Annotated in this window: 22 protein-coding genes and 1 pseudogene; 8 read left to right on the plus strand and 15 right to left on the minus strand. The window is 58.5% G+C overall.

Annotation, left to right across the window (positions count from 1 at the left end):
• Positions 1-100: 100 nt before the first annotated feature.
• Positions 101-478, minus strand: a complete 378-nt coding sequence (locus AC5I5B_RS06325; RefSeq protein ID WP_495752555.1) for a winged helix-turn-helix transcriptional regulator — start codon at positions 476-478, stop codon at positions 101-103.
• Between the two features lie 122 nt (positions 479-600).
• Between AC5I5B_RS06325 and AC5I5B_RS06330 the strand changes: the two genes are divergently transcribed.
• Together AC5I5B_RS06330 and AC5I5B_RS06335 are read left to right on the plus strand one after the other, a co-directional pair.
• Positions 601-1584, plus strand: a complete 984-nt coding sequence (locus tag AC5I5B_RS06330; RefSeq protein ID WP_495752556.1) for an MDR family oxidoreductase — start codon at positions 601-603, stop codon at positions 1582-1584.
• A gap of 105 nt (positions 1585-1689) precedes the next feature.
• Positions 1690-2496 carry an SDR family NAD(P)-dependent oxidoreductase gene (locus AC5I5B_RS06335; RefSeq protein WP_495752557.1) on the plus strand — a complete coding sequence of 269 codons (807 nt, stop codon included), beginning with the start codon at positions 1690-1692 and terminating at the stop codon, positions 2494-2496.
• Positions 2497-2670: 174 nt separating this feature from the next.
• On the opposite strand, the pseudogene AC5I5B_RS06340 reads toward AC5I5B_RS06335, so the two are convergent.
• The 14 genes and pseudogenes from AC5I5B_RS06340 to AC5I5B_RS06405 form a co-directional block, all read right to left on the minus strand.
• A pseudogene (locus AC5I5B_RS06340) lies at positions 2671-3377 on the minus strand (IS6 family transposase).
• Positions 3378-3503: 126 nt separating this feature from the next.
• Positions 3504-4319, minus strand: a complete 816-nt coding sequence (locus AC5I5B_RS06345; RefSeq protein WP_495752558.1) for an SDR family NAD(P)-dependent oxidoreductase — start codon at positions 4317-4319, stop codon at positions 3504-3506.
• A gap of 32 nt (positions 4320-4351) precedes the next feature.
• Positions 4352-5668, minus strand: coding sequence for an amino acid deaminase (locus AC5I5B_RS06350; protein ID WP_495752559.1), 1317 nt, complete (start codon positions 5666-5668; stop codon positions 4352-4354).
• Positions 5665-7938: a N,N-dimethylformamidase beta subunit family domain-containing protein gene (locus AC5I5B_RS06355; RefSeq protein ID WP_495752560.1), complete on the minus strand. Its 2274-nt coding sequence runs from the start codon at positions 7936-7938 to the stop codon at positions 5665-5667. The genes AC5I5B_RS06350 and AC5I5B_RS06355 overlap by 4 nt, the downstream gene beginning before the upstream one ends.
• On the minus strand, positions 7935-8282 hold the full coding sequence (locus tag AC5I5B_RS06360; RefSeq protein WP_495752561.1) for a N,N-dimethylformamidase alpha subunit family protein: 348 nt from the start codon (positions 8280-8282) through the stop codon (positions 7935-7937). Before AC5I5B_RS06360 ends, AC5I5B_RS06355 begins: the two co-directional genes overlap by 4 nt.
• 70 nt (positions 8283-8352) lie before the next feature.
• Positions 8353-9942, minus strand: coding sequence for an ABC transporter substrate-binding protein (locus AC5I5B_RS06365; protein WP_495752562.1), 1590 nt, complete (start codon positions 9940-9942; stop codon positions 8353-8355).
• Between the two features lie 33 nt (positions 9943-9975).
• Positions 9976-10968 carry an ABC transporter ATP-binding protein gene (locus tag AC5I5B_RS06370; protein ID WP_495752563.1) on the minus strand — a complete coding sequence of 331 codons (993 nt, stop codon included), beginning with the start codon at positions 10966-10968 and terminating at the stop codon, positions 9976-9978.
• Positions 10965-11945, minus strand: a complete 981-nt coding sequence (locus tag AC5I5B_RS06375) for an ABC transporter ATP-binding protein (protein ID WP_495752564.1) — start codon at positions 11943-11945, stop codon at positions 10965-10967. The genes AC5I5B_RS06370 and AC5I5B_RS06375 overlap by 4 nt, the downstream gene beginning before the upstream one ends.
• Positions 11946-11947: 2 nt before the next feature.
• A complete protein-coding gene (locus AC5I5B_RS06380) occupies positions 11948-12853 on the minus strand; it encodes an ABC transporter permease (RefSeq protein ID WP_495752565.1) in 906 nt (301 codons plus the stop codon).
• On the minus strand, positions 12850-13791 hold the full coding sequence (locus AC5I5B_RS06385; protein WP_495752566.1) for an ABC transporter permease: 942 nt from the start codon (positions 13789-13791) through the stop codon (positions 12850-12852). The genes AC5I5B_RS06380 and AC5I5B_RS06385 overlap by 4 nt, the downstream gene beginning before the upstream one ends.
• 422 nt (positions 13792-14213) lie before the next feature.
• On the minus strand, positions 14214-15428 hold the full coding sequence (locus tag AC5I5B_RS06390) for a multidrug effflux MFS transporter (RefSeq protein ID WP_495752567.1): 1215 nt from the start codon (positions 15426-15428) through the stop codon (positions 14214-14216).
• A 6-nt stretch (positions 15429-15434) separates the two neighbouring features.
• On the minus strand, positions 15435-16634 hold the full coding sequence (gene lhgO, locus AC5I5B_RS06395; RefSeq protein ID WP_495752568.1) for an L-2-hydroxyglutarate oxidase: 1200 nt from the start codon (positions 16632-16634) through the stop codon (positions 15435-15437).
• A gap of 48 nt (positions 16635-16682) precedes the next feature.
• The gene (locus tag AC5I5B_RS06400; protein ID WP_495752569.1) at positions 16683-18155 is read right to left on the minus strand and encodes an NAD-dependent succinate-semialdehyde dehydrogenase; all 1473 of its coding nucleotides are present in this window, start codon (positions 18153-18155) and stop codon (positions 16683-16685) included.
• A gap of 61 nt (positions 18156-18216) precedes the next feature.
• Positions 18217-19101 carry an SMP-30/gluconolactonase/LRE family protein gene (locus AC5I5B_RS06405; RefSeq protein WP_495752570.1) on the minus strand — a complete coding sequence of 295 codons (885 nt, stop codon included), beginning with the start codon at positions 19099-19101 and terminating at the stop codon, positions 18217-18219.
• Positions 19102-19243: 142 nt separating this feature from the next.
• On the opposite strand from AC5I5B_RS06405, the gene AC5I5B_RS06410 reads away from it, so the two are divergent.
• The 6 genes from AC5I5B_RS06410 to AC5I5B_RS06435 all read left to right on the plus strand — a co-directional run bounded on the left by AC5I5B_RS06410 (position 19244) and on the right by AC5I5B_RS06435 (position 25193).
• The gene (locus AC5I5B_RS06410) at positions 19244-20029 is read left to right on the plus strand and encodes an HpcH/HpaI aldolase family protein (RefSeq protein WP_495752602.1); all 786 of its coding nucleotides are present in this window, start codon (positions 19244-19246) and stop codon (positions 20027-20029) included.
• The gene (locus AC5I5B_RS06415) at positions 20026-20541 is read left to right on the plus strand and encodes a RidA family protein (protein ID WP_495752571.1); all 516 of its coding nucleotides are present in this window, start codon (positions 20026-20028) and stop codon (positions 20539-20541) included. Before AC5I5B_RS06410 ends, AC5I5B_RS06415 begins: the two co-directional genes overlap by 4 nt.
• 106 nt (positions 20542-20647) lie before the next feature.
• Positions 20648-22267: an ABC transporter substrate-binding protein gene (locus AC5I5B_RS06420; RefSeq protein WP_495752572.1), complete on the plus strand. Its 1620-nt coding sequence runs from the start codon at positions 20648-20650 to the stop codon at positions 22265-22267.
• A gap of 24 nt (positions 22268-22291) precedes the next feature.
• Positions 22292-23311, plus strand: a complete 1020-nt coding sequence (locus AC5I5B_RS06425; RefSeq protein ID WP_495752573.1) for an ABC transporter permease — start codon at positions 22292-22294, stop codon at positions 23309-23311.
• Between the two features lie 218 nt (positions 23312-23529).
• Positions 23530-24192, plus strand: coding sequence for an ABC transporter permease (locus AC5I5B_RS06430; protein WP_495752574.1), 663 nt, complete (start codon positions 23530-23532; stop codon positions 24190-24192).
• The gene (locus tag AC5I5B_RS06435; protein WP_495752575.1) at positions 24189-25193 is read left to right on the plus strand and encodes an ABC transporter ATP-binding protein; all 1005 of its coding nucleotides are present in this window, start codon (positions 24189-24191) and stop codon (positions 25191-25193) included. Before AC5I5B_RS06430 ends, AC5I5B_RS06435 begins: the two co-directional genes overlap by 4 nt.
• Positions 25194-25211 lie beyond the last annotated feature (18 nt).

The raw sequence follows: 25211 nt of genomic DNA on the forward strand, positions 1-25211 counted from the left end.
GCGAATCATAGCGCCTTTCGGATGGTTCTTGTGCAGGATTGCCAATGCAGGCGGGGATGCGAGAGGCATACATCTCTGCCTTTCCTGGGAAGCACTCGGTTCAGGCGACCTCTTCAGCCGGGCAGTGAGGTTCCAGTTCCGACAACCGCTGCTCGTTCGCGCGGAACTGGTTTCCCCAGTCACGCAGGCTGCCAAGAATAGGAGCGACGGAACGCGCCAGGTCGGTGGCCTCGTATTCGACCCTGGGTGGTACCTCGGGATAGATGTGTCTCGTCACCAGGCCGTCTGCTTCGAGCTCCCGAAGCTGCAGTGTCAGCACTCTCTGCGTCGCATCGGGAATCAGACGGCTCAGCTCCATAAAGCGCTTTTTGCCCATCAGGAGGTTAACGAGGATCGTAGGCTTCCAGAGGCCGCCAATGACTGACATCGTCAGTTCCGCTGCACACCCGCTCTTCGGCTCCAGACGCTTTGGCTTCACGACAGACGCTCCTTCGAACCTTACTGACATTAATGATAGTATAGGCTGTAAAAGTGCGTTCTTACAATGATTTCCGCCTGCGCTTAAATGGATACCAGTGTTCACGAGCAGGGAAATTTTCGATGAGCTTCAGGGCGATTGTGGCAAGGAAGACGGATGGAGGCGTGAGTGCCTCCGTTGAGACGGCCCAGGACGAATTTCTGGCTGCGGGGGACGTGACCGTTTCGGTCGAATGGTCGAGCGTGAACTACAAGGACGCCATCGCGATTGCCGGCCACAACATAATCCAGACCTTCCCGCTTATCCCCGGCATCGATTTCGCGGGAACCGTAGAACGTTCGTCCGATCCAAGGTTTTCGCAGGGGGACAAGGTCGTGGCCACAGGCTGGGGCCTCAGCCAGACGCACAATGGCGGCTTCGCGGAACGCGCAAGCGTCCCCGGCAACTGGCTGGTCAAACTCCCCTCCTCGATTTCGACACGCGACGCAATGGCGATAGGGACGGCAGGGTTTACGTCGATGCTGAGCGTGCTCGCGCTTGAACACGGCGGCGTCTTCCCGGAGCACGGCGAGATTATCGTCACAGGCGCTTCAGGCGGCGTTGGATCCATCGCGATCGCCGTCCTTTCGAAACTGGGATACCGCGTGGTCGCTTCGACGGGGAAAGTCTCAGAGGCCGATTATCTCAGGTCGCTCGGGGCTGCCGAACTGGTCGATCGCAACGCCCTGTCACAGGAGGGGCCGCCGATCGCGGCCGAGCGCTGGGCCGGCGGCGTCGACGCGGTCGGTGGCAGGACGCTGACCAACATCATCGCGCAGACGAAGTACGGCGGCGTCGTCACCAACTGCGGCTTCGTGGGCGGCAGGGAGCTTCCGGGATCCGTGCTGCCCTTCATTCTACGCGGGGTGACCCTTGCTGGTATCGATTCCGTTAAGGCTCCGCAGGCCATCCGCCAGCAGGCGTGGCAGCGCCTGGCGACCGACCTCGATCAGGAGAAACTCGCTTCCACAGTGTCCGAGGTCGGTCTCGGCGACGTAACCACAGTCGTCGGCGAGATGCTTGCGGGACGCATCCGCGGCAGAACGCTCGTCGATGTGAGCCGATAGTCGGCCAGTTACCTGAATCCCACAAACGTGCATCAGCCTCCGGTTGGCTACTCCTGCCGGATTGCGGTTCTGCGCGACCACCTTCCAACAGACAGGAGCAACTGCATGAGTGAGAAATTTGGAACAGCCGTCATCACCGGAGCTTCCGGCGGTATCGGCGCCGTCTATGCGGATCGGCTGGCAAGAAGAGGCTATGACCTTGTCCTTGTCGCCCGTGACGGCGCAAAAATGGAAGCGGTTGCTGATCGCATACGGGATGCCGGTGCGAAGACCGAAATCCTTGTCGCAGATCTCACCAAGGAACAGGATCTCGCGTCAGTCGAGAACAGGCTGACGAAGGGCGACGTAACGCTGCTGGTGAACAATGCAGGCATGTCCTTGAACGGAAGCCTCCTCGAAAATGGTGGTGCCGAGATTTCGAGGATCGTTGCCCTCAACATCACGGCCCCATCACGCCTTGCCGCGGCTGCCGCCAAGGCTTTTGTCTCCAGGGGCCAGGGCGCTGTCATCAATATCGCCTCTGTCCTCGCCCTCGCCCCGGAGCGCTACGACGGTATCTACAGCGGCTCAAAGTCGTTCCTGCTCAATCTCAGCCAGTCGATGACGGCGCACTACGCCGCGCAAGGTCTCTACACGCAGTCGGTGCTGCCCGGCGCGACAAGGACAGAACTCTGGGAGCGGTCGGGGAAGGACATCAATTCCTTCCCGATCGAAATGCTCATGGAAGTGGAGGATCTCGTCGATGCCGCGCTCGTCGGCTTTGACCGCCGCGAATCGATCACCATTCCGCCCCTCCCCGATGATGCGCCCTGGATCGCCATGCAGCAGGCGCGCCTTTCGATGGCACCGAACCTGTCCCGGCGCGCCGTCGCAGACCGTTACCTCTCTTCCCTATCCCAAGAAAGTGTCTGAAATGGCGACGTCCCTGACGAATGCCCTCACGCAATATGGCGAAGCGGATTGACCCGCTTCGCCTATCGCCGTCTCGTACCCGCCGTCGGGACGCCACTCATCCTTGTGCAGCACTTCACCCGGAGTTGTCACGTTATCGAGCGGTGATCGAACTACGCCTGCGACTCTCTGAGATCAGGCGATGGCACCCGTGACGGCCTTCCAATGCGCAATCGCGCGGATGCGGTGAATGTGAGTGGCCAGTGCGGATCGTTTGTGACGCGGGGCGACGAAGAGATTTCGAAGTGCCGAAAAGATCGAAATGAAGCGCTGTAAGCTCCCGGTTGATCGGAAACCTTGCATCGTCCCCTCCCTTTTCCGCAGTAGCAGATGGGAATTTTCCGCTCGATTGTTAAGACCCTTATGGGATCGGTGCTCGATATCAGGCATAACCTCTCGCTTGGCAGCGCCAAACGAGCGGAGCTTGTCGGTGATGATCCGCTTGGGCGACATGCCTGCTTTCTTCAGCAGCCTGATGAGCAACCGCTTGGCGGCCTTCGTGTCGCGTCGGCTCTGAACAATCTCGTCGAGGACGTAGCCCTCTTGATCGAGACGGCACGCCAAAGCCAGTGCTTTCTGCCCGCGATGGAAATTACGACCTCATCCAGGTGCCAGACATCCTGACGCGACGGTCGCTTGCGACGAAGTTGCTTTGCGTAGGCCGGCCCGAATTTCCGTCCCCATCGCCGGATCGTTTCATAGGAGACGACAATTCCGCGCTCCAGCAGCATTTCCTCGACAAGGCGTAAGCTCAGCGGAAACCTGAAATACAGCCAGACTGCATTCGAGATGATCTGTTGCGGGAAACGGTGGCGCTTGTAGCTCACGGCTGTACTCTTCATACCACCGTCTCTATGCCAAATTCACTGATGCCGCGTTTATGTGACAACACCTGTCAATCGGTATCCTTTGTACCGCGAACGATACCCAACTGCTTTCGGTTCTAGATCAGTGACTTAATCAAAACCTTAGCGGAGTTTTTCTCGCCGTTCCCTCAATTTTTCAGCCCCTATCACCTCATTGCGCTCTACCATCGCCCGCAGGGCCTCCGGGTCAACACCTGTTGTTTTGACGACGGTACCTCTGTCCAGTGGAATGAATACCTCCACCGCCTTATCTTCGATACCCTTGAGGATTGCATCGGCAACAAAATCCGGTGTCACTGCCTGCCCGGCGAAAGCAAGCGCCATCGCATCGTCCTCAGCTTCCTTGGCCAGCATCGGCGTCTCGGTTGCTGTCGGATAGACTATAGTGAAATCAACAGGGATCTTGCGCTCCTCGATGGCGACTGCATGGTGAAATGCTCGCAAAGCATGCTTCGCGGCCGAATAGCTCGCAATCCCCGGGAAGGGAAGGAACGCGTTCATGCTCGAAACCGTGACCAGGTGACCAAAGCCCTGAGCGCGAAAGCGCGGTAGAACGGTTTGCATCCCAATAACGGCGCCGAAGAAATTCGTATCGACTGTCTTTCGGTGCAGATCGATCGAGACGTCGCGGGCAAAACCCGTATGGACGATTGCTGCGTTGTTGACCAGGATATCCAGTCGCCCCTCCTCCGCGAAGACGCTGTCGACAAGATCTTTCCAACTGCCTTCCGAGCAGATATCGATCCGCTTGGCAACGGCTGCTTCGCCGATTTCCGCAGCCACCCGGATGGCCGCACCTTCATTGACGTCAGCGATGATAACCCGGTAGCCCGCGCTCGCGGACAGTCGCGCCAATGCTGCACCGATGCCGCTCGCCGCACCGGTGATCACCATCACGCGTTTGCTCTCTTCTTTCATTTTGAATTCCTCTGGATTTCTGTGTGAAGCTATCAAAAATAGGTTCGGAACGAGCCCGTGACCCGGTAGGTTTCATCGACCAGGTGAATTACGCGCCATTTGTCGAATGTCAGGCAGGGGTGGGAGATGCCGAAACCGACAAGATCTCCCACCGCAAGCGGCGAGTTTTCCGGTATCTCCATGTGACAATGCTGGTCATTCAGCCGAGTAACCGTGTGGCCTTCCGGCATGTCAACTGGAGATCCTTTGTTGTGTGTGTTCGGGCGGAACCACTTCAGAGGTACTGGTGGCTCGTCGTGCGAGGCGTCGCGTTTGCCGAAAGCGATGATTGCCTTGCCCGGTTCCGGGCGCGATTGAACATAGGCCCAAACCTCCAGGGCCGCGCGCAACCCCTCCTCTGTTCCGGCTGGCGCGTTATTTCGCTCGCTCATGGCCTGCATGGCGCGGACGTAGAGCCCGGAATCATAGGTGATGTAGCAACCGGACCGAAGTAGCACTTTGAAGGGACGGTCGAGATTAGCCTGCGACAATCGCGTGCTGACGATATCGAAATAGCTCGATCCACCGGCTGAAAGCAGAACCAGCCCTGGCGCAAACAAACCTTCTTGCTCGACAGCTTCCGCGAGGCTCATCATTCCATCGAGGAGGCTGTTAACCTGGGCCCTCGCCTCGGCGGTACCGTCACCACGGATAAGGCCCTCAAAGCCTTCAATCCCCGACAAGGCAAGGGCGTCCCGCTCGCGATGGACCGCGCGTGCGAGTTGGAGTGCCTTCGCCGTATCGCGGCAACCCGTTCGGCCCCCTTGATATCCTAGCTCGACCAGAACCTTCAGCGGACGGAGCAGTCCGCGCGCCCGTACGCCCGCCGCGAGAGCAGCGACATTGGATGGGTCATCGACAAGGCAATAGAAATCAAGATCTTGATCCTCGACGAGGGCACCGACAATATCCAAAATCGCCTGGCGGCCGATCAATTGGTTGGCCATGAAGATCCGTTTGTAGCCAAATTGTCGCGCAACTTGAAACTGATGCGGGGTAGCGATCGTGATCGCCCATGCACCGTCCGCCAACTGCAGATCAAATAGCGTTGGCGACATCGTCGTCTTGCCATGCGGGGTGATCTGAACGCCTGTGTCGTGCAAGAATCTTTTCATCCATGCGCTGTTGTGCAAAAGTGCGTCGCGGCGGATGACGGCGACCGGCATCGGCAAATCTTCCGCCAGCACATTCCAGTTCATGTCGGCGACTTGGGAGAGCGGTAGCTCCGTTACACTCCCCGGCACGCCTTTCTCCGTGAAGTGAAGCGGCGCCTCCCAATCGCGCCCGGCAAGCAGTTTTTCCGTCATCATCTCGTCCTTTCCCGCCCGGATTCTGAAAGATCGAGCGGACTGGGGTCCATAAACCGCCGCAGCACGTTCCGTGTCATTCGGCTAACATTGTTGTCGTAACCGTTGTGCGAGAGCGCACAGCACCAGGCGATAGAGCCCGTCGAAAACACCGCCCCGCCCTTGTCCGTCGGGCAAAGCACGATGTCTGCCCGGGCAATGTTGCTTTCTTCTCCCGTGAAACCGCGGTAGAGAGCCGGGAGTTCTTCGGGTGCCGGAATACCGCCCGGCCCCATCTGATCCGCCGTCGCCAACACTAGCATTTCCGGTGGCGATCCCAGATCGCGGTCGGAGCGGTCGATCTCGAGGCCGGCCGCCCCACCGAGCCGGAGGCCGAAATTGCCAATAACCTCATCGTCGCCGATCCCGTCGAAGACAAAGGCGGCACGTGGGTCAAAACTATCCGCAAGACGGCGGTAGGAGCCGGAATGGTCGAAAACCTGCGCCGAGAATCCAACCCCGCACAACCGCTGCGGCGCTCGTCCGCTGCTGCGCCACAGTCCACTTGGCTCTCCAGTAAACGACAGGCTGCCTTCCCCGGCCTCGGCTTCCCAGCTTCGGAGCCCCGTTATTCCTCGCCGCAGTTCTATGACGCCCTGCTTTTTGGGGTGGAAGGTAACCCTCCAGTAAAATCCGTTTCCACCAAGATACATGTGACGCCCGCCGCCGTTTTGATAAGCGGTTAGGGCGTCGAGCATTTCGCGGGAATAATATTCCGGATGGGTCATGTTCACGACCACAGGATAGGATGCGAGGAGACTGGCCCCCTTTCGGTGGATGTCCTCATCGGTCACCACATCATAGCCGACCCTCTCCTCCTCCAGCCAATCAAGGAAATGCGTGTCGTTAACGTAGTTGAACGTGCTCGATCGCGGACGCCCGTTGATGATAGGACGCGCTGCGGATGAATAGCAGGAACCACTCAAATCCGAATGAGTGTCATAGAGCGACATGCCGAATTCGCGATGCGCATGCGTGAACAGGTCATCCTGGGAAAGCACCATCAGACCATCCGCCATGACCTCGAAATGAGTCTGGTCGATGCGAGAATGGTTGTTCGCATAGGCAAGATAGGTTGCCGTGGGCGCGATCACTAGAACGTCAGCGGTACGCTTGCCGGCTGGGGGGCGGACGAAGAAGATTGTATGGCTTTCGACTTTGCGCCCGTCGACCTCACCAGTTGCTTCCAACGAATAGAAGCCGGATTTGAGATCTGCGGGAATTTCGTACTCACAGGAAGCGGCCCAGCCCACATCTTCGAGATCGTCGTCATGGAAATGAATGGCGCCGTACTGTGTCGGGTCTTCCTTCCAGCTCTGAACCTGTCCGGTCCAGTTTGCCCCGGTCGCGGCCCGCATTGGTAAGTGATGTGCCTCTCCGTGTAGCGCATGGGCGGAAATGTCCCAGCATGTATCCGAACTCATATCACTACTGAAATCCCAGGCCGCGAGCAGATCGGGATCGGCTGGAGAGGGATGAAGAGACTCCACCAAAGAACGCATGAAATCGGCACTGACCGCTTTTGCATAAAGGCGCGGCCGATCGATTTTTCCGTTGAAATGCTTGGCTGCTCGCGCGTTTTCAGCACCATCTCCCGGCCATTCGGCCGCGAGGATAAGCGGCGTCGAGGCTGGCCACCTGCAGCCGGCCGGTGCGGCCGCGGAGCCAACGAGGCTTCGGGCGCGCCCGCCATCGGTCGCGAGGCTCGTTGCGGAAATCTCCAGTTTCCCATGAGACCCGGAATACGATGCGGTCACAAAAATCCATTCCCGATTCAGAACGGAACCGTTCGTCCGCGCCGATGCTCTCGCACCATTCCCGGCGATGACGATCGACAACGCACCATCGGCATCGAGCGCGAGCTTCCAGCCGCAATCCAAACGGCCATTCCATCGCGAGATGATCGTTTGAGATCCTGCACCGACACGCGTAGGATAAATCCACAAACCAATGCTGAATTCGTTCAGATGCTTAAGAAGGGCTATATCGGGAATTTGCACAAACGATCCGGTCTGGACCGTTGGTGGGCTCAGTGCAACCGTCCCATCAAGAGAGCTTGCAACATGATGAAGCTTCAGACCGGGGCCGTTTTCGTCAGGATCGGCACAGCGAACCCGTACAACGCGGATTGCGGCCGAATCCAGAAATTCACTCGCCAGATGAAATGCGACAGTTTCGCCGGGAGCAACGCTCCAGGGTTTTGCGTAGCCAAGTATGCTTGTCGTATCGATCATTGCCGTTTCCCGTTCCCGTCTTCGATTGCAACGCCGGTGATTGCCTGCCAGCGGATCTTGAACACATGCCACTCCGCTTCGGCCAGACTTCGGAACGTCGTATCTTTAAATGTCTCGATCGGTTCGCCGCGCCTTTCCGGCAAACGGCAAAGCATCCATACGCGCCCGGGATCGACCGGGACGACGGCAAACCGACCGCCTTCGCCCGACCACCTCATCCGATGGAGCACTTTCTGAAGTTCGGCGCTGTGCGGCCCTTTCGGGGCACGTCGAAACTCGTCGACCAGATCGGTTCTGTTCGGGTCGACTTTATAATGGGCAGTGTGCGGATCCGTGCGCAGCATCGTATTTTCCATGTACATAGTTGGTAAACGGGAACGGACACAGGCTTCTGCCCGTATCCGCATGGACCGGTCAGCCCCGACGAACGCTCCAGAAGAGCGGCATTGTGTCGAGAACTCCGGTAAGGTCCGATTTGTAAGCGGTTGGGAAATAGAACATGCCGAGTGGAATGTAGGGCACCTTCTTGAGAGCAATTTCCTGGATGTTTCGGCCGATTTCTTTTTGCGCCGCGACGTCCGGTGCACTCAGCCAGGCTGCGCGCAGCTTTTCAATCTCGGGGATATCGGGCCAGCCATCGAACGCATTCTCCCCATTGGAGCGGAGGAACGTGTGGGAAGCCGGATTGAAGGTTCCAGCGCCTGCCACGAAATTGCAATAGGCGCTGTAGCCTCCCGAGGCCAGATCGCCCTTGTTCTTCATCCTCGTGGAGATGGTCGCCCAGTCCTGCACCTGAAGGTCGACGTTGAGGCCGATCTTGCGGAACAGATCGGCCGTCACTTCGCCGAAAGCCCGGATCACGGGAAAATCCGAAGTCGAAAGTAAGACGACGCGCTCGCCCTTGTATCCGGCGGCAACAAGCTCTTTTTTGACGGAGCCGTAATCCGGCTCCCTCGAGAAGGTCTCCAGTCCTTCCGTCGAGGCCAGGACAGAGCCTGGATGGAAGAACCCTGCGGGCACCTTCCATAGTTTCTCGTCCGCACCAACCGCCGCGAGCATAAAATCGCGCTGGTTGATGGCCCTCAGAACGATGTTGCGTATCTCAGCCCGATCGAACGGGGGTTGGCGAAAATTCAGCCGCAGAAGACCGATGTTCCCGGACCTATCCTTGACCTTGACACTGACATCGGTGCCTGCAAAAATCGCTGCGAGGTCGGCAGTCGGCTGCTCCCACCAGTCGATTTCACCAGACTGAAGAGCGGCGGCAGCCGTGGCAGGATCGGGGATGGTGTGCCATTCGACCCTATCGAAATGAACAACTTTGCCGCCAGCGAGATTCGACGCCGGTTCGGACCGGGGTACATAGCCCTCGAATTTCGTATAGACGTTCAAAGAACCGGCCACGCGCTCCGCGGCTGCATAACGGAATGGGCCGCTCCCGATAATCTCCGGCACTGGCGTGTTCGCATCCGTTTTTGCGAGACGCTCTGGCATGATGCCGGTTGAATAAGACGCCATCTTGCCGAGAAGATCGGGAAGTATCGGGAATGGTTGCTTCAGACGAAAGGCGACGGTCCGGTCATCCTGTGCTGACAGTTCGTCGAGAAATCCGGCAAAGGTCCTTCCAAAGCCGTCTTTTTGCATCCACCGATTGAGGCTTGCCACAACGTCGCGAGCAAGCACCGGCGTCTTGTCGTGAAAGCTGAGCTTCTCGCGCAGTGACAGCCGCCAGGTTTTGCCGTCATTTTCGACGTGGTGCCCTTCCACCATCTGCGGCTGCGGAACGTTGTTGCTGTCCACGCCATAGAGAGTGTCGAAGACAAGCATCGCGTGATTTCGGGTGACGTAGGAAGGAGATCCATGCGGGTCGATGACCGCAAGGTCCGCTTGCGGCACAAACTTGAGCACGCTGGAGGTCTGAGCGCGTGCCGCCGGCGAAAAACCCGGCAGGACACCCGCGGCGGCAAACCCGGCGGTGGTCTGAAGAAACTGTCTGCGCTTCATTGGTCACTGTCCCCTGTTGATTGTCGCGTGGTTTCATTGTGGAGTGCTTTCCAGCAGATGGCAGGCGGCCAAGTGCCCGGTGTCGGTCTGACGAAGTTGCGGCGTCTCCAGCTTGCAGCGGCCGAACACCGCCGGACACCGGCTGCTGAAACTGCAGCCCGGAGGCGGATTGGCCGGTGACGGAAGATCGCCTTGCAGGACGATACGCTTGCGCTCTACGTTGACATCCGGGACAGGCACGGCCGACAACAATGCCTGCGTGTAGGGATGTTGCGGATTTTCGAACAAGGCGTCCCTTGATGCGATCTCGACAATCCGTCCGAGATACATGACCGCGACACGGTCGGCGATGTGGTCGACGACGGCGAGATCGTGGCTGATGAAGAGAAGAGAGAGCCCGAGCTCGACTTTCAACTCTTGCAATAGATTGACGATCTGGGCTTTGACGGAAACATCGAGAGCCGAAACAGCCTCGTCGCATATGATGAGATCAGGCCGTGGAGCGAGCGCGCGCGCTATGCCGATGCGCTGCCGCTGTCCCCCGGAGAATTCGTGAGGAAAGCGGTCCGCCGCATCGCCGGGAAGCCGAACCAGCTCGATGAGTTCGGCAATGCGCATATCTATATCCCGGCTGGTTTCCGCCAGCCCGAAATTCAGAATCGGTTCGGAAATGATATCCCGAACCCGCATACGAGGATTGAGGCTCGCATATGGATCCTGGAAAATGAACTGGACTTGCCGGCGTCGCCGCCGAAAGGCTTCGCCATTGAGCGTGTCGATCCGCTCACCCGACAACCATATCGACCCGTCCGTCGGTGGAATGAGACCGATGATTGTCTTGCCGACGGTTGATTTTCCGCAGCCCGACTCCCCCACCAGCGCCAGCGTTTCACCGCGCAGGATATCGAAGCTTACGCCGTCAACCGCCTTCAAAACGACGTGACGTCGGGAGAAAACTCCTTTGCGAAGCGGAAAGTGTTTATTGATTGCCCTGATCGAGAGGAGAGGCTGATCGGCGATGCTCATGCCGCGATCCCTTCAATAGCCGCAAGATGGCAAGCGACCACGTGGCCTGGTGCCTTGGTTTGCAGGGCGGGCGCGTGCGCGCGGCAAAAGTCCGTGACCAAGGGACAGCGATTGGCGAAGATGCAACCCATGATGCGCTTCTTGAGGCTTGGGACCTGCCCCGGGATCTCGTTCAGCTTATCACGCCGCCGGTCTCCGATTCTCGGGACCGCATCCAGAAGGCCCCGTGTATACGGGTGACGCGGCATGTTCAAAAGATCTCGGGTGGTGGCCTCTTCGACTTTCCTGCCTGCATACATGACGACTACCCGATCAGCGACCTCCGCGACCACGCCCAGATCATGGGTGATCAGGATCACAGCGGTTCCGGAACGCTTCTGCAGATCGGCGAGCAGATCGAGGACCTGCGCCTGGATGGTCACGTCGAGCGCGGTGGTCGGTTCATCGGCAATAAGAATCTTGGGATTGCAGGCAAGTGCGATAGCGATCATTACACGCTGGCGCATGCCTCCCGACAGTTGGTGCGGGTACTCATGGAGGCGACGATCCGGATCCGGAATCCCAACCAGCTCCAGCATCTTTCTGGCTTGGGCGTATCGCTCCCCCTTTGATTGCTTCGCGTGGAACCCAACGGTCTCGGCAATCTGGCGTCCGACGGTCAGCACCGGATTGAGGCTTGTCATCGGCTCCTGAAAGATCATACCGATCTCGTTTCCGCGAACACGCCGCATCTCGGCTTCGTCAAGCTCCAACAAGTTGCGTCCATTCAACATGATACGGCCCGCGCTCGTTGCCGTTCGTTCCGGCAACAAGCGCATGATGGACATCGACGTTACGGACTTGCCGCATCCAGATTCGCCAACAATTGCGAGCGTCTGTCCAGCATCAACACTGAGGCTCAGCCCATCAACTGCCCGGTTGATGCCGTCCGGCGTACGGAAATGGGTTTGGAGACTTTCGATCTCAAGCAGGGCCATTGTCATATCCCCGTGACCATCTTGCTATCGAAGAGGTCACGCAGCCCGTCGCCAACCATGTTGACCGAAAGCACGGTGAAGGACAAAACCAGCGCTGGCGCCAGGACGATGAACGGCTTGACCTGCCATAAGGCGCGCCCGTCCGCCATGATATTGCCCCAGGAGGGGATCGAAGGCGGCGTGCCGGCCCCAATGAAGGATAATGTCGCTTCGACAATCATCGCCGAAGCGCAGATATAGGTTGCCTGCACGATGATCGGTGCGACGGCGTTCGGCAGGATGTGCCGAAGAATGATCCGTCTTGGCGTGGATCCGGTCGAGATCGCGGCGCTGATGTAGTCCATCTCGCGAAGCGAAAGGACCACGCCGCGGATAAGCCGCGCGACGCGGGGAATTTCTGCGACGGAAATGGCAACAACGACATTGAGAACGGAGGGACGGGTCAGGGCGACGAGTGCAATGGCCAGCAGGATCGAGGGAATGGACATGATTGCGTCCATGATCCGCATGACAAGGCCGTCTGCGATCCGGCTGTATCCTGCTACAACGCCTAAAGCGACGCCGATCACCGTTGCGACCGCGGCTACGGAAAAACCGACAACGAGTGAAACGCGCGCGCCGTAGACGATACGCGAATAAAGGTCGCGACCAAAAGCATCCGTACCCAGCCAATGGGCCATCGATGGGGCCTGAAGTCTCGCGATGGGCGAAATGGCGATCGGATCCGACGTACCAAGAAAGGGAGCAAGCAGCGCGATCAACCCCAGCACAAGCAATGCCGTAGCGCCAAAACTTGCTGCAATATTGGATGAGAGCATTGCGGCAAGACCTTTGCGCGGGGGTCGATATTCGAGGATATCTGGAAGTTCATGCGCGATCGGCGGGGAGGCGAACAGCGGGCTGGTCAATAGCGTATCCTCGGATCCAGAAGTGGGTAGAGGAGATCGACGACGAGATTGACGATCATGTAAGCAAACGAGAAAAGCAGCACGACACCCTGGATGACCGGATAGTCGCGTCGAAGTATCGCGTCGGCCGTTAACCTTCCGATGCCCGGCAAGGCGAAGACCGTCTCGGTGACAACCGCTCCGCCGATCAGCAGCCCCGCGCCTATTCCCACAATGGTTGCGATTGGAACCGCCGCATTTTTGAGAGCCTGGCCGAACAGGATTTGCCGTGGAGAAGCCCCCTTGGCGCGGGCAGTGCGGATATAATCCTGATCAAGCACCTCGATAAGCGCGGCCCTGGCGACGCGCGAGATCAGCGCAACGTATCCCGTTCCGAGTGCGAAAGCCGGCAACATGAGGCTCGATAGCCAGGGCCATAGCCCGCTTGAGAGCGGCTTGTATCCCTGGACGGGCAGCCATTTCAGTTCGACAGCGAAAATATAGGACAGGCAGTAGGCGAAAACGAAGAGCGGCACCGAGAAACCGATCACGCCGAACAGCATGACAAGCCGGTCGACAAACATGCCCCGTCGCCATGCGGCAATGAGAGCGAGGGGCACGGACACGATCAGCGACCAAAGGAGCGTCAGCACCATCAGCGACAGAGTCGGCTCCAGTCTTTGTGCGATCAATGTCGTCACCGGAACATTGCTGACAATGGAGGTGCCGAGATCCCCCTTGAGAAGGCCACCGATCCAGCCAATGAACCGGGGGATGAAAGGCTGATCAAGCCCGAGGTTTTGACGGATCGCCGCGATTTGCTGTGGAGAGGCCTGATCGCCAGCCAGAAGAACGGCAGGGTCGCCAGGCGCGAAATAGAGAAGACTGAAAACGAGTAGCGCCACGATGAGCATGATAGGCAACATCGTGGCGAGACGACGCATCGCAAAGCCGAACACAATATCGTTCCCTTGTTGTTTTGCTATATCATACATGCGCATTGCGTGCTGTCAAATCTGAATGTGAAGCATTAAGGAAAATTCCTGAAAAGGAGGGTTTTGGGACAGGTAGGCACCATGAATATCGCGTTCCACTAGTCGGGTCCACGTGAATATCGATCAACTATACTAGGTAAAAACAGATGTTTAATAGCGCGAGCAGCATATACGATCGCCTCGTGAGGTGGTGTGCCGGCATCCGTCTGCGGAGCCCTTGTCGAGGCTGTTGCATAGGAACTTCTATCGAAATTCGCCGCAGTTGTGCGCGCTTTTTGATATATTAAAATAGCGCTTCACAGTTTTACCGTTCGCTATTCATCAACGCGGTCCGACGACGCTACTTCCTGCATCTGTCGCATTACCGGCCGACCACATTTGACAAGTCATGCGCGTCGAAGCCGTTGAAACAGCAGATAACTGGTCCCCGCCATGATTGTCAGTATGGGGATGACCGTGCCGAAAGCCTGTACCGGGGAAACGAACACCGAAGTCACGAGGGAACCCGCGAACCCGCACCCCATTTGAATAAAACCCATCATTGCAGAGGCGGAGCCCGCAGCCTTGCGGAACGGGGCGAGCGCCACGACACTCAGATGCGGAGTCATAAAGGCCAGGCCGCATGCAAGAAGGCCAACCGGTCCCATGATGGTAATAAAGTGCGGCGCAAGTTGCATCGACGCGACGAACATTAGGAGTCCGGCAGTGACGACCAGGCCCAATCCGATGGCCACGCAGCGGTTGCCTCCGAGCCCCGGCGAGGCGTAACGCAGCATGATCGAACTTGCGATATAGCCTCCGGATTGCAACAACATGCCGAGAGCAAATTCTGTTGGAGAAAGCCCGACAATCTTGATCAGAATAAAAGGAAGTGTTGTCGCCAGGGCGTAAAGCGCTCCGATCGCGCATCCCAATGCGACCGTTGCGGCCATGAAGCTCTTGTCGGCAATGAGCGCCAGATAGGAAGCAATCGGCCCCATCGGGACAAGCTGTTCATCGCGGAATGGACATGTTTCGCGTAGCGCGCAAAGCACGAGGGTGAGTACGCAAACGCCGAAAAGCGCGAGCATGATCAATACCCATTCCCAGCCGCCTCGCAAAAGTGCGAGGCTGCCCAGCGTCGGGGCAATCGCCGGACCAATCGCCAGCATCATGCCAATTAGGTTCATGACGGTTGCCGCCTCGCGACCGTCGAATTGATCCCTGACAATCGCACGCGCGACCGTAATCCCCACCGAGGCGCCGATGCCCTGCAATAGACGCCCTACGACAAGCCAGAATACTGTCGACGCGCCCGCGGCAACAAACCCGCCGGCAATATAGATGGCAAGAAAGACAAGTGCGGTCGGTCGTCGTCCGAACCTGTCGGAGAGCGGCCCACAGACCAGTTGGGTCACCGAAAACGCCCCGAAATAGACAGACAGCGACAGCTTGATTGCCGCTTCTGTCGTATGTAGCGCCGCCATCATCTGCGGCATTGCCGGCGTATAGGCCGACATTGAGATCGGCCCGAGCGTCGCCAGTGCGCCGCCTATAATGCTGGTCCGGCGGGCACTCATGCGAACGACCGGAGCGGCAGAAACTGTGGTGGGATTATCCAATTCGTCTCACCAGGCAAATTGCGCGGATGCCCGATCGATGACCTCCCGCGCGATCGGCATGGCGGAAGTTGCAGCTGGCGACGGTGCATTGCAGACATGGATCGAGCGGCTGGTCTGACGGAAAATGAAATCATGGACGAGCGTTCCGTCACGCATGATCGCCTGGGCTCTGACGCCCGCCCTGTACGGCTCGAGGTCTTCGAGTTTCAGCTCGGGGCAATAGCGCTGACAAAGAGCGAGGTAACGCCGCTTGCTCAACGAATTCCACATCTCCGACAAACCGGAGGACAGATAACGCTTCGCCATCTTGCGAAACCCCGGATACGAGACGGTCTCATAGAGGTCGCGCGGACTGATATCGCCAAAGCGATAACCGTTGCGAGAAAAAGCCAAGACGGCGTTTGGGCCGACAGTGACATAGCCACCGATCATTCGCGTCAGGTGGACACCGAGAAACGGCAGTTCAGGGTCCGGCACAGGGTAGATGAGATGGTTGACGATCTCATTGTGCCTGGCCGCCAGGCGATAATACTCGCCGCGAAACGGGACCATCTGGAAGTCAAGCTCGAGACCACTCATTTCGGCGACCCGATCCGCCATTATGCCCGCACAGACGATGATGTTCGATGCCGTAAATGTCTGGCGTGTGGTTTCGACGGTCACAAGCGAGGCTTCTTCACGAATCGTGACGACCTCTTGTCCCTTGTGGATCTGCGCGCCTCGCGTTTCGGTCTCCGTCGCCATGGCCCGCGTGATCTGGGCGTAGTCGACGATGCCGGTGGTCGAAACGAACAGGCTTCCGAGGCCCTGAATATGTGGCTCGCGGCGCGACAGCTCGCGTCCGTCGAGCCGTTCAATCGCGACGCCGTTTGAAATCGCGCGGTCATAAAGGGCATTCATCCGGTTCAGATCGTCGCTCTTCGTAGCAACGATCATCTTGCCGCATTGCTCAAACCTGATGTCATGCGTACGGCAAAATTCGATCGTCGCGTCCACACCGTCCCTGCAAAACCGTGCCTTCAAACTTCCCGGCTGATAATAGACGCCAGCATGGATGACGCCACTATTTCTGCCTGTCTGATGACGCGCCAGTTCGTCCTCCTTCTCAAGAAGGCCGATAGAGAGACCGGGGTATCGCAGGCCCACCTCGCGCGCGCAGGCCAGCCCGATTATGCCACCGCCGATAATCAGGACATCATAATTCATGGTGTTTACCGTTCGAATGAATGCGGTGTCAGTGCCGCCTGCTGAAGGTTAGTCGACCTGGAGATGGGTGACGAACTTTGTGTTCAAATAGCTTTCCAATGCATCGGCGCCTCCTTCCGTGCCGTAGCCGGAATCGTTGACCCCACCGAACGGGACTTCGGGCAGGGCAAGGCCTGCGTGGTTCATGGACAACATGCCCGAGGCGACCTCATCAGCGATCCGCGCCGCCGACGCAGCAGACCGGGTGAAGCCGTAGGCGGCAAGCCCAAAATCCAATCTGGCCGCCTCATCCAACATGTCGTCCAACGACTCCATCGGCACCAATAGCGCGACCGGTCCAAAGGGCTCTTCATTCATGGCGCGCGCTTCTACAGGCACGTCAGCCAGCACTGTTGGTTCGAAAAAATGTCCTTCATTACCTATCCGCTTGCCGCCAGCGATAAGGCGCGCACCGCGTTGAGTGGCGTCCTGAACGAGGCTTTGCACTGCCTCGAGACGGCGGCCGTTTGCGAGTGGACCCATTCCCGTCTGAGGGTCGAGGCCGTTGCCAACCTTGATTGATCCTGCGGCCTTTGCAAAAAGATCCACGAACTCCTCGTAGACGGGCTGTTCCACTAAAAATCGTGTGGGTGCAACACAGACCTGCCCAGCGTTTCGAAACTTCGATGCAGCCATGACCGACGCGGCTCGGTTGAGGTCGGCGTCTTTCATAATGAAGACCGGAGCGTGGCCACCGAGTTCCATCGTCGTCTTCTTCATGTGCAGTCCGGCAAGGCTCGCCAACTGCTTGCCAACCGGTGTCGAGCCGGTGAAAGTCACTTTGCGGATAGTGGGATGCGCAATCAGCCGGGAAGAAATCTCCGATGGCGTGCCGAGCAGCAGACCGATGACGCCGGGCGGCAAGCCGGCATCGAGAAACGTCTGGATCAGTGCCGCCGGAGAGGCTGGTGTTTCCTCCGCCGCCTTGATGACGATCGAGCAACCAGCTGCGAGTGCCGCTGCAAGTTTTCTTGTCAGCTGGCTGATTGGGAAGTTCCATGGCGTAAACGCCGCGACGGGACCGACAGGCTCCTTGGTGACGCTCTGGCGGATGGCTGGTCCCCGCGGCGGAATGATCCGGCCATACGCCCTCCTTCCCTCCTCCGCGAACCAGTCGATAAGATCGGCACAGGCGAGCGTTTCCGTTCTTGCTTCTACAATCGGCTTACCCTGCTCAATCGTGAGCAGGGTTGCGATGGTTTCCACCCGCTCCCGCAAAAGCGATGCAGCCTGCCGCATCAACTTGCAGCGTTCAAAGGCCGAAACCTTTTTCCAAACCTCGAAGCCCCGCGCACTCGCTTCAAGGACGAGACCGATGTCGACCTCGCCGGCATGTGCAAAAGATCCGATCTGCTGGCCCGTGGCAGGGTTATGCACGGGCGAACGCAACCCGCTCGAGGCCGGTCGCCAGACATTGTCGATAAGCAGTTGCACATCGGGGTATGCAAGGGCAGCTGAACCTGTGATTGCGGTATTTTCCATGAGCTTGAGATCCTGTTCCGGTAGTCGTGAAAACGCGAAGAACTTTGTCGGTGGCGGCAGGTTACCGGTGTAATTGAGGCACGCCGAAACGTCCGACTGGTACGCCGGGCCGCTCCATCCGGCAGGCAAGAAGTGTGCCCTCGCCCGACACGCCGTCGCGGGTGCCGGTCAGGGAGGTGATGAACAAGGTGCGCATATCCGCTCCGCCGAAACAGGGCATTGTCGGCATTGCGACCGGCAAGCGGGTTGATCGACGTGTGCTCGTTTCTGGGTCGATCCGGTGAAGAACTCCGGCGGTGATGCCGGCACTCCAGTAGATCCCGTCAACGTCGACGGCCGCGCCGTCTGGCAGGCCGTCCTCGAAGTTTAACTCGACGACGAGCCTTTCCTTGGCGATCTCGCCGGACCGTGGGTCGAAATCGAAGGCCTTGACGCAATAGCCGCGGGAATCCGCATGATACATCGTCTTGCCGTCGGGGCTCCAGGCCAGGCCATTGGACACGTGGATCCCGGAGACCATGCGGTCGCAGCGACCGTCTGGCGCTATACGATATAGCGCCCCGGTCGGCTGTGCCGGCCGCTCATCATGCATGCTGCCGACCCAAAAGTTGCCGTCCGGACCGACCTTGCCATCGTTCAGCCTGTTGAGCGCAACGTCAGGCTCGGGGTTGACCAAAAACTCCAAGCGACCGCTTTCAGGATCGAAGAGGTGTACGCCGGTGCGCATGGCCACGATCAGTCGCCCCTCCGTCGCGAGGCCGACACTGCCGACGGGCGACGGCATCATATAGGTCGAAAGCTCCTTTGTTACCGGCTCCAGCGCATAGATCGCCGGCGCCAGGATGTCGACGAACCACAGCTTCTGCAGGTTGCTATCCCAGACCGGGCTTTCGCCGATCTCCATGCGAAACGAAATCAGCCGTTCAAATTGGGTGTCCACGTCCACCGGCGCCGCCTTTTACGATGATCGCTGGCGCAAGCGCAGCGAGTTTGCTATATCAAATAACACATTTTGCGGCGATATTGATTTCATACTTGCGCAAATATGGCAATATGCTATATCAAAAATACACAAAGGGAGCGGAGGAATGAAAAACAGCCTGAAGGTATCTTTGACGGAACGCAGCTGCGCCAATGGCTGGCTGAGCATTCCGTCTGGCTATTCCGCGGAACTTCTGGCCAGGGCGGATTGGGACAGCATCACTGTCGATCTGCAGCATGGCGTTCAGGACTTCATGAGCATGGTGCATTGCTTTCAGGCGATTTCCGGTTTTGCGGCGACGCCGCTCGTTCGCGTCCCGGCAAATGACGCGGCAATGGTCGGCAAGGTTCTCGATGCAGGCGCCTGGGGCGTGATCTGCCCGATGGTCAATACGGTGGAGCAGGCGCAAGCGTTCGTCGATGCGTGCCTGTACCCTCCCCGCGGCAGCCGGTCCAACGGACCGTCGCGTGCCGCCGTTTACGGAGAACGCGGCGCCTATCAGGCATTTGCAAACGATGAAGTGCTGATCATCCCCATGATCGAGACCGCCGAAGCGGTCGAGAACCTGACCGGGATTCTCGATGTGGAGGGCGTCTCCGGCGTTTACGTTGGCCCAAGCGACCTCGGGTTTTCATACGGCCTCCCACCGATCTTCGACCGGCAGGAGCCGGAGATGCTCAAAATCTACCGGGATGTCCTCGATGAAACGGCAAAACGCGGACAGTTCGCAGGCCTACATTGTGTCGACCCGCTGTACGCCCGTAGAATGGCTGAGATGGGGTTCCGGCTGATCACCATCGGCAGCGACGGCTCGTTTCTCGCGCGTGCAGCGGCGGATGCCGTTCGGCTTTTTCGCGATGATCTTATGGGGGTGCAAGGAGCCGTTCGATGAGTGCAACGACTGAGCCAACCGACATCGAGGTTGAACGCACCGAACTTCTAGGACCTTATGAGAGGTTGGAGCGGTTGGGCCTGCGCTTGCCAATTCCAAGGGCGCCGGTCGCTAATTTCGTGATGGCCGTTCGTCACGCGGATCTGGTCTATTTGTCTGGTCAAGGGCCAGTCACCCCGGATGGTATCCGATTGACAGGTAAGGTCGGGCGCGATGTCACTATTGAGCAAGCTTACGCCCATGCGCGCTTGACGACGATCAATCTGCTGGCGGCCCTCCAGCACGAGATCGGTTCCCTGAACCGGGTTCAGCGGATCGTCAAGGTGCTTGGGTTCGTCAACGCCATCGAAGAGTTCGAAGATCATCCTAGGGTCATCAATGGCTGCTCGGATCTGTTGACGTCGGTCTTCGGGCCGGAAGCAGGACCGCACGCCAGGTCGGCGATTGGGGCCGGCTCGCTACCGCGCGGAATATCCGTTGAACTGGAAATGATCGTCGCGATCAAATCATAAGAAGCGCCGCAAAGTCGCTCGCATCAATCAAAAAAAGGTGGAGTTGGTCGATTGCGCCGCCGTATTCCACCGGGGAACAACAAGCGCACCAAGAAATGGGAAGACCATGATGAACAGTCTCTTTCGCAGGCCTATTCACAGCTACGCCGCCTCAGTGGTCCTGACGGCGGCTCTTGTCAGTTCCAGTTCGGCCTTCGCTGCCCAGGCGGCAGACAAGCCGATCGTCGTAGCCCGGGGCCTCGATATCAATTCGCTCGATCCGGCGCGTGCCGCTTGCGACACCTGCCTGATTTATCTGAGTTCTGTATATGAGACGCTGATTCGTCTCGGCACCGACCGCAAGTCAGTTCTCCCGGCGCTGGCAAAATCATGGGAAGCCAATTCCGACAATACGGTCTTCACCTTCCACATCGATCCGAAGGCAGTCTTTGCCGATGGTTCGCCTGTTGAAGCCAAGGATGTGGTCTGGTCCTGGAACAGGCTTGCCAATGCGCAAGGCGGCATGTCCTGGCTGCTCGATACGATCAAGACGATCGAAACACCGGATGTAAAAACCGTCGTCGCACATCTCAGTCAGCCGGATGCCGAATTCCTCGGCAAGGTCATGGGTCCGAACGCCTCCATCGTCAACAGCAAGCTTGCTGAGGCCAATGGCGCGCTCGCTACGAAGGACGGCGCCAATACCGACACCGCTGAGCCCTGGTTCCTGGCCCATTCCGCCGGCAGCGGACCGTTTGAGCTTGGCTCATATAGCCCCAACGACGAATTGCGCTTCAAACGGAATGCGAAATACTGGGGTACACCGGCCGGTGTCTCGGAAGTTATCATCCGGCAGGTGAAGGACGCAGTCGCCCAGGCCCAAATGCTTCAGAGTGGCGATATCGACATCGCCATGCAGATCTCACCGGACACGGCAGCGACGCTCAACAATCCGGACATCAAGGTCGAAACGGTTCCCTCCTACAACTACATCTATATGGCGATCAGCCCGGGCGCAAAGGCAAACCAAGTCCCACTCACCCTCAAGGTTCGTCAAGCGATCGCCCTTGCCGTCGACTACAAGTCATTGATCGACTTCACCGTTGCAGGCGCCGGCAAGTTGCAGCCCTCACCGATCCCGAATGGCTTTCCCGGAACCGAAGGCCTGCCGGAACCCACCTACGACCTCTCCAAGGCAAAGGCATTGCTGCAGGAAGCCGGTCTGAAGAACGGCCTTGATCTCGACGCGACATTTCCGAATTCGAACTACTATGGCGTCGACATGTCGCTTCTGATGCAGAAATTGCAGCAGGACCTCGGCAAGGCGAATATTCGTCTGCACCTGCAGCCCGCAACGTTTCCTGTCTGGCTGGACGCGGTCAAGGGAGATCATATTCCGCTGACCGCTTCTTATTATGCGCCGGATTATTACGGCTCCGGGCAATTCGTCAAAACCTTCGGTATGATTCCCGGAACGCGATGGGCAGCCCGCTCCGGTTCCGATAAGATAGAGGGCGTCATGAACCCGAAGGAAGAGAAGCTGCTCAATGAGGCGCTCGCCGCGCCAGACGGAAAGCGTGATCAACTTTACCATGATGTGGCGATGGAGATGATCAACGACCGGGTCATCGTCCCCTTGGTCAATCCCGACAACATCCTGACCTATCGAAAGAACATCGAGGGCGTCAGCTACAGCATCAACGAGCTTCTTCCGCTTCGCGATCTGAAGTTCAAGTCCGGCAATTAAACCTCTGGCGGCAGGTGAACCATCATGAGCGCACTCAAATTCTTTCTTCGGCGCCTGATCAGCCTGCCGCCGCTGCTGCTAGGCGTGCTCACCATTGCTTTTGTGCTCTCGCACGCAACCCAGGCCGATCCGCTTTCTTCGATCCTGCCGGAGCGCATGTTGAGCAATCCGGAAGCGGTGGCGGCGGCCAAAGCCAGGTGGGGGCTCGATAAGAGCCCGTTCACGCAGTATGTTGTCTACGTCAAGAACGCCGTCCAGGGCGACCTCGGCATTTCGTTTCGAACAAAACGTCCGGTCGTCGACGATCTCCTGCAAAGGCTACCGGCGACCTTCGAGCTCGTGCTTGCGGCGATGGTCGTCGCTTCCTTTTTCGGCGTCGTCACAGGGGTTGCAGCCGCCAGGCTGCGGGATAGGGTCTTCGATCACGGCATAAGGCTGTTTGCCTTGCTCGGCTCATCGACCCCGGTATTCTGGTCCGGACTGGTGTTCCTTTCGATCTTCTCAGTGCAATTAGGCATCATGCCAGGCCCTGGCCGACTTGACGCCCGCGCAACGCCGCCGCCCTCCGTCACCGGCATGTATACGATCGACGCCATCCTGCAGGGAGACTGGGCGACCTTCGGGCAGGCATTTTATCATCTGATCCTGCCTGCCTGTGTTTTGGGCTGGTCGGTGATGGGCATCATATCGCGTCTCGTCCGAGGCAGCATGCTCGAGGCACTGAGCCAGGATTACGTGGCGATGGCCAAGGCCAAGGGTGCAAGCGAAGCGCGTATCCTGTTTCGCCATGCTCTTCCGAACGCTCTTATTCCGGCGATCACGATCATCGGCTATTCCTTCGCCTTTCTTCTCACCGGAGCGGTTCTCACCGAGACGATCTTCTCCTGGCCAGGCATTGGCTCCTACGCCGTCGAATCCGCACGCGCACTCGACTATCCAGCGATCATGGGCGTCACGATGCTGGGTGCCGCGGCCTTTCTCTTCACCAATGTTCTGACGGATCTCGCCTATGCGCTTGTCGATCCGAAGATCAAGCTTCAGTAGGTCCCGACATGGTCACCATTGACATGCCTTACCCGCCTACGAAGGCAAGGAGGCTCATCAGATTTCTTCGGCGCGACCTCAAAGCCGCGTTGCCCGCGTATCTCGGCGCTCTGATCATTCTATTTTGGATCGCCGTTGCCCTGACCGCGCCGTTCTGGGTTCCCGCCGATCCCTTGGAAATGGTCGGTCGAAGGCTGCAGCCTCCGAGCCTGCAGCATTTGTTCGGCACCGATAGCCTCGGTCGCGATGTCTTTTCCCGCACGATGTATGGCGCAGTGCGCTCTCTTCCGATTGCCGTCCTTGTCGTCGCGGTCGGTGCAGGGTTCGGATCGTTTCTTGGTGCACTTGCAGGGTTCCTCGGCGGATGGACCAATACCATCATCATGCGTCTTGTCGATGTCACTGTATCCTTCCCTCCCATGCTTCTCGCCATGGCTGTCGCTGTTTCACTCGGTCCGGGCCTGTGGACAGCCGCGATCGCCATGATCATCGTCTGGTGGCCGATTTATGCGCGGCTGATGCAGGCGCAGGTCAACAGCGTCAAGCATATGGATCATGTCGAAGGCGCGGTCGCATCCGGTGCGACGCGAGCGCGGGTTCTGCTCAAATATATCCTGCCGCTTTCCTGGACGCCTGTCCTCATCAACGCGACCATGGATTTTGGTCAGGTTGTGCTTTTGACGGCCTCGTTGAGCTTCATCGGTCTCGGCTCGTCCCCGCCGATACCGGAGTGGGGGGCGATGATTTCGGAAGGCTCGGTCAATTTCTACAGTTGGTGGATCGCCGCGGCACCCGGATTGGCGATCCTCAGCGTCGTTATTGCGCTTAATTTCATCGGTGACCGCGTTCGTGATATCCTAGACCCGAGGTCGGCAACATGAAAAATGAACAGGCTCTGTTGGAAATCGAGGATCTAAAAATCTCCTTTCGTGCACCGGACGGCTACATCGAGGCGGTTCGGGGAGTGAGCCTGTCGCTCACCGCGGGCGAGATTATGAGCCTCGTCGGAGAGTCGGGTTCGGGCAAGAGCATCACCATGCGAGCGATCATGGGGCTGCTACCGGCATCCGCGCGAGTTACGGGCTCTGCGCGCTTTCAAGGTGTTGAACTGATTGGCAGGCCCGAAAGAGAGTTGCGGCGTATCAGAGGTGGCCAGATGTCGATGGTCTTCCAGGACCCGATGACGGCCCTCAATCCCGTGATCCGGGTAGGAACGCAAATTGTCGAAGCGATCCGGCTTCACAACCCTGCACTGTCCTTAAAGGCATCCCGAGCCCGGGCAATCGAACTCTTGCGCGATGTCGCCATCCCTTTCCCCGAGCAGAGGATGGAACAATATCCGCATGAGTTTTCGGGTGGCATGCGCCAGCGTGTCGTGATTGCCATGGCAATCGCCAACCGTCCAAAACTCATTATCGCCGACGAACCGACGACGGCTCTTGATGTCACGGTCCAGGCCCAGATCCTCGAATTGATGAAAGCGCTCTGCCGTGATCACGGGCTCGGCCTCATCCTGATTACCCATGACCTCGGTGTCGTCGCTGGAATGGCCGAACGTGTCTCGGTCATGTACGCGGGATCGGTCGTGGAATGCGGTACGGCCGCCGAGATATTCTACACGCCAGCCCATCCCTATACTCGAGGCTTGTTGGGGTCTCTACCCGCAATCTCCGGCCCGATTGGCCGCTTGACCGACATCGGCGGCGCGCCGCCCACGATCCTCAACATGCCGCCCGGGTGCGCCTTCCACCCTCGATGTTCGTTCGCGCGCGAACGCTGTTCGTTCGAACGGCCGACGCTGCGTCCAGTGCGCCAGGAATTGTCTGCCTGCCATTTCGCTGAGGAGCTTCCATCCTACACACCGGAAAAGGCCTTCGCATGATCGAACATAGGAACACAT

The organism is Agrobacterium sp. (assembly GCF_059499945.1).

Bases quoted from the DNA above. Each gene is read 5' to 3' on its own strand.
- AC5I5B_RS06355 (WP_495752560.1), bottom strand. From the start codon at position 7,938: ATGATCGATACGACAAGCATACTTGGCTACGCAAAACCCTGGAGCGTT.
- AC5I5B_RS06415 (WP_495752571.1), top strand. From the start codon at position 20,026: ATGAGTGCAACGACTGAGCCAACCGACATCGAGGTTGAACGCACCGAA.
- AC5I5B_RS06335 (WP_495752557.1), top strand. From the start codon at position 1,690: ATGAGTGAGAAATTTGGAACAGCCGTCATCACCGGAGCTTCCGGCGGT.
- AC5I5B_RS06330 (WP_495752556.1), top strand. From the start codon at position 601: ATGAGCTTCAGGGCGATTGTGGCAAGGAAGACGGATGGAGGCGTGAGT.
- AC5I5B_RS06435 (WP_495752575.1), top strand. From the start codon at position 24,189: ATGAAAAATGAACAGGCTCTGTTGGAAATCGAGGATCTAAAAATCTCC.
- AC5I5B_RS06375 (WP_495752564.1), bottom strand. From the start codon at position 11,945: ATGGCCCTGCTTGAGATCGAAAGTCTCCAAACCCATTTCCGTACGCCG.
- AC5I5B_RS06345 (WP_495752558.1), bottom strand. From the start codon at position 4,319: ATGAAAGAAGAGAGCAAACGCGTGATGGTGATCACCGGTGCGGCGAGC.
- AC5I5B_RS06425 (WP_495752573.1), top strand. From the start codon at position 22,292: ATGAGCGCACTCAAATTCTTTCTTCGGCGCCTGATCAGCCTGCCGCCG.
- AC5I5B_RS06400 (WP_495752569.1), bottom strand. From the start codon at position 18,155: ATGGAAAATACCGCAATCACAGGTTCAGCTGCCCTTGCATACCCCGAT.
- AC5I5B_RS06365 (WP_495752562.1), bottom strand. From the start codon at position 9,942: ATGAAGCGCAGACAGTTTCTTCAGACCACCGCCGGGTTTGCCGCCGCG.
- AC5I5B_RS06360 (WP_495752561.1), bottom strand. From the start codon at position 8,282: ATGCTGCGCACGGATCCGCACACTGCCCATTATAAAGTCGACCCGAAC.
- AC5I5B_RS06410 (WP_495752602.1), top strand. From the start codon at position 19,244: ATGAAAAACAGCCTGAAGGTATCTTTGACGGAACGCAGCTGCGCCAAT.
- AC5I5B_RS06370 (WP_495752563.1), bottom strand. From the start codon at position 10,968: ATGAGCATCGCCGATCAGCCTCTCCTCTCGATCAGGGCAATCAATAAA.
- AC5I5B_RS06350 (WP_495752559.1), bottom strand. From the start codon at position 5,668: ATGATGACGGAAAAACTGCTTGCCGGGCGCGATTGGGAGGCGCCGCTT.
- AC5I5B_RS06420 (WP_495752572.1), top strand. From the start codon at position 20,648: ATGATGAACAGTCTCTTTCGCAGGCCTATTCACAGCTACGCCGCCTCA.
- lhgO (WP_495752568.1), bottom strand. From the start codon at position 16,634: ATGAATTATGATGTCCTGATTATCGGCGGTGGCATAATCGGGCTGGCC.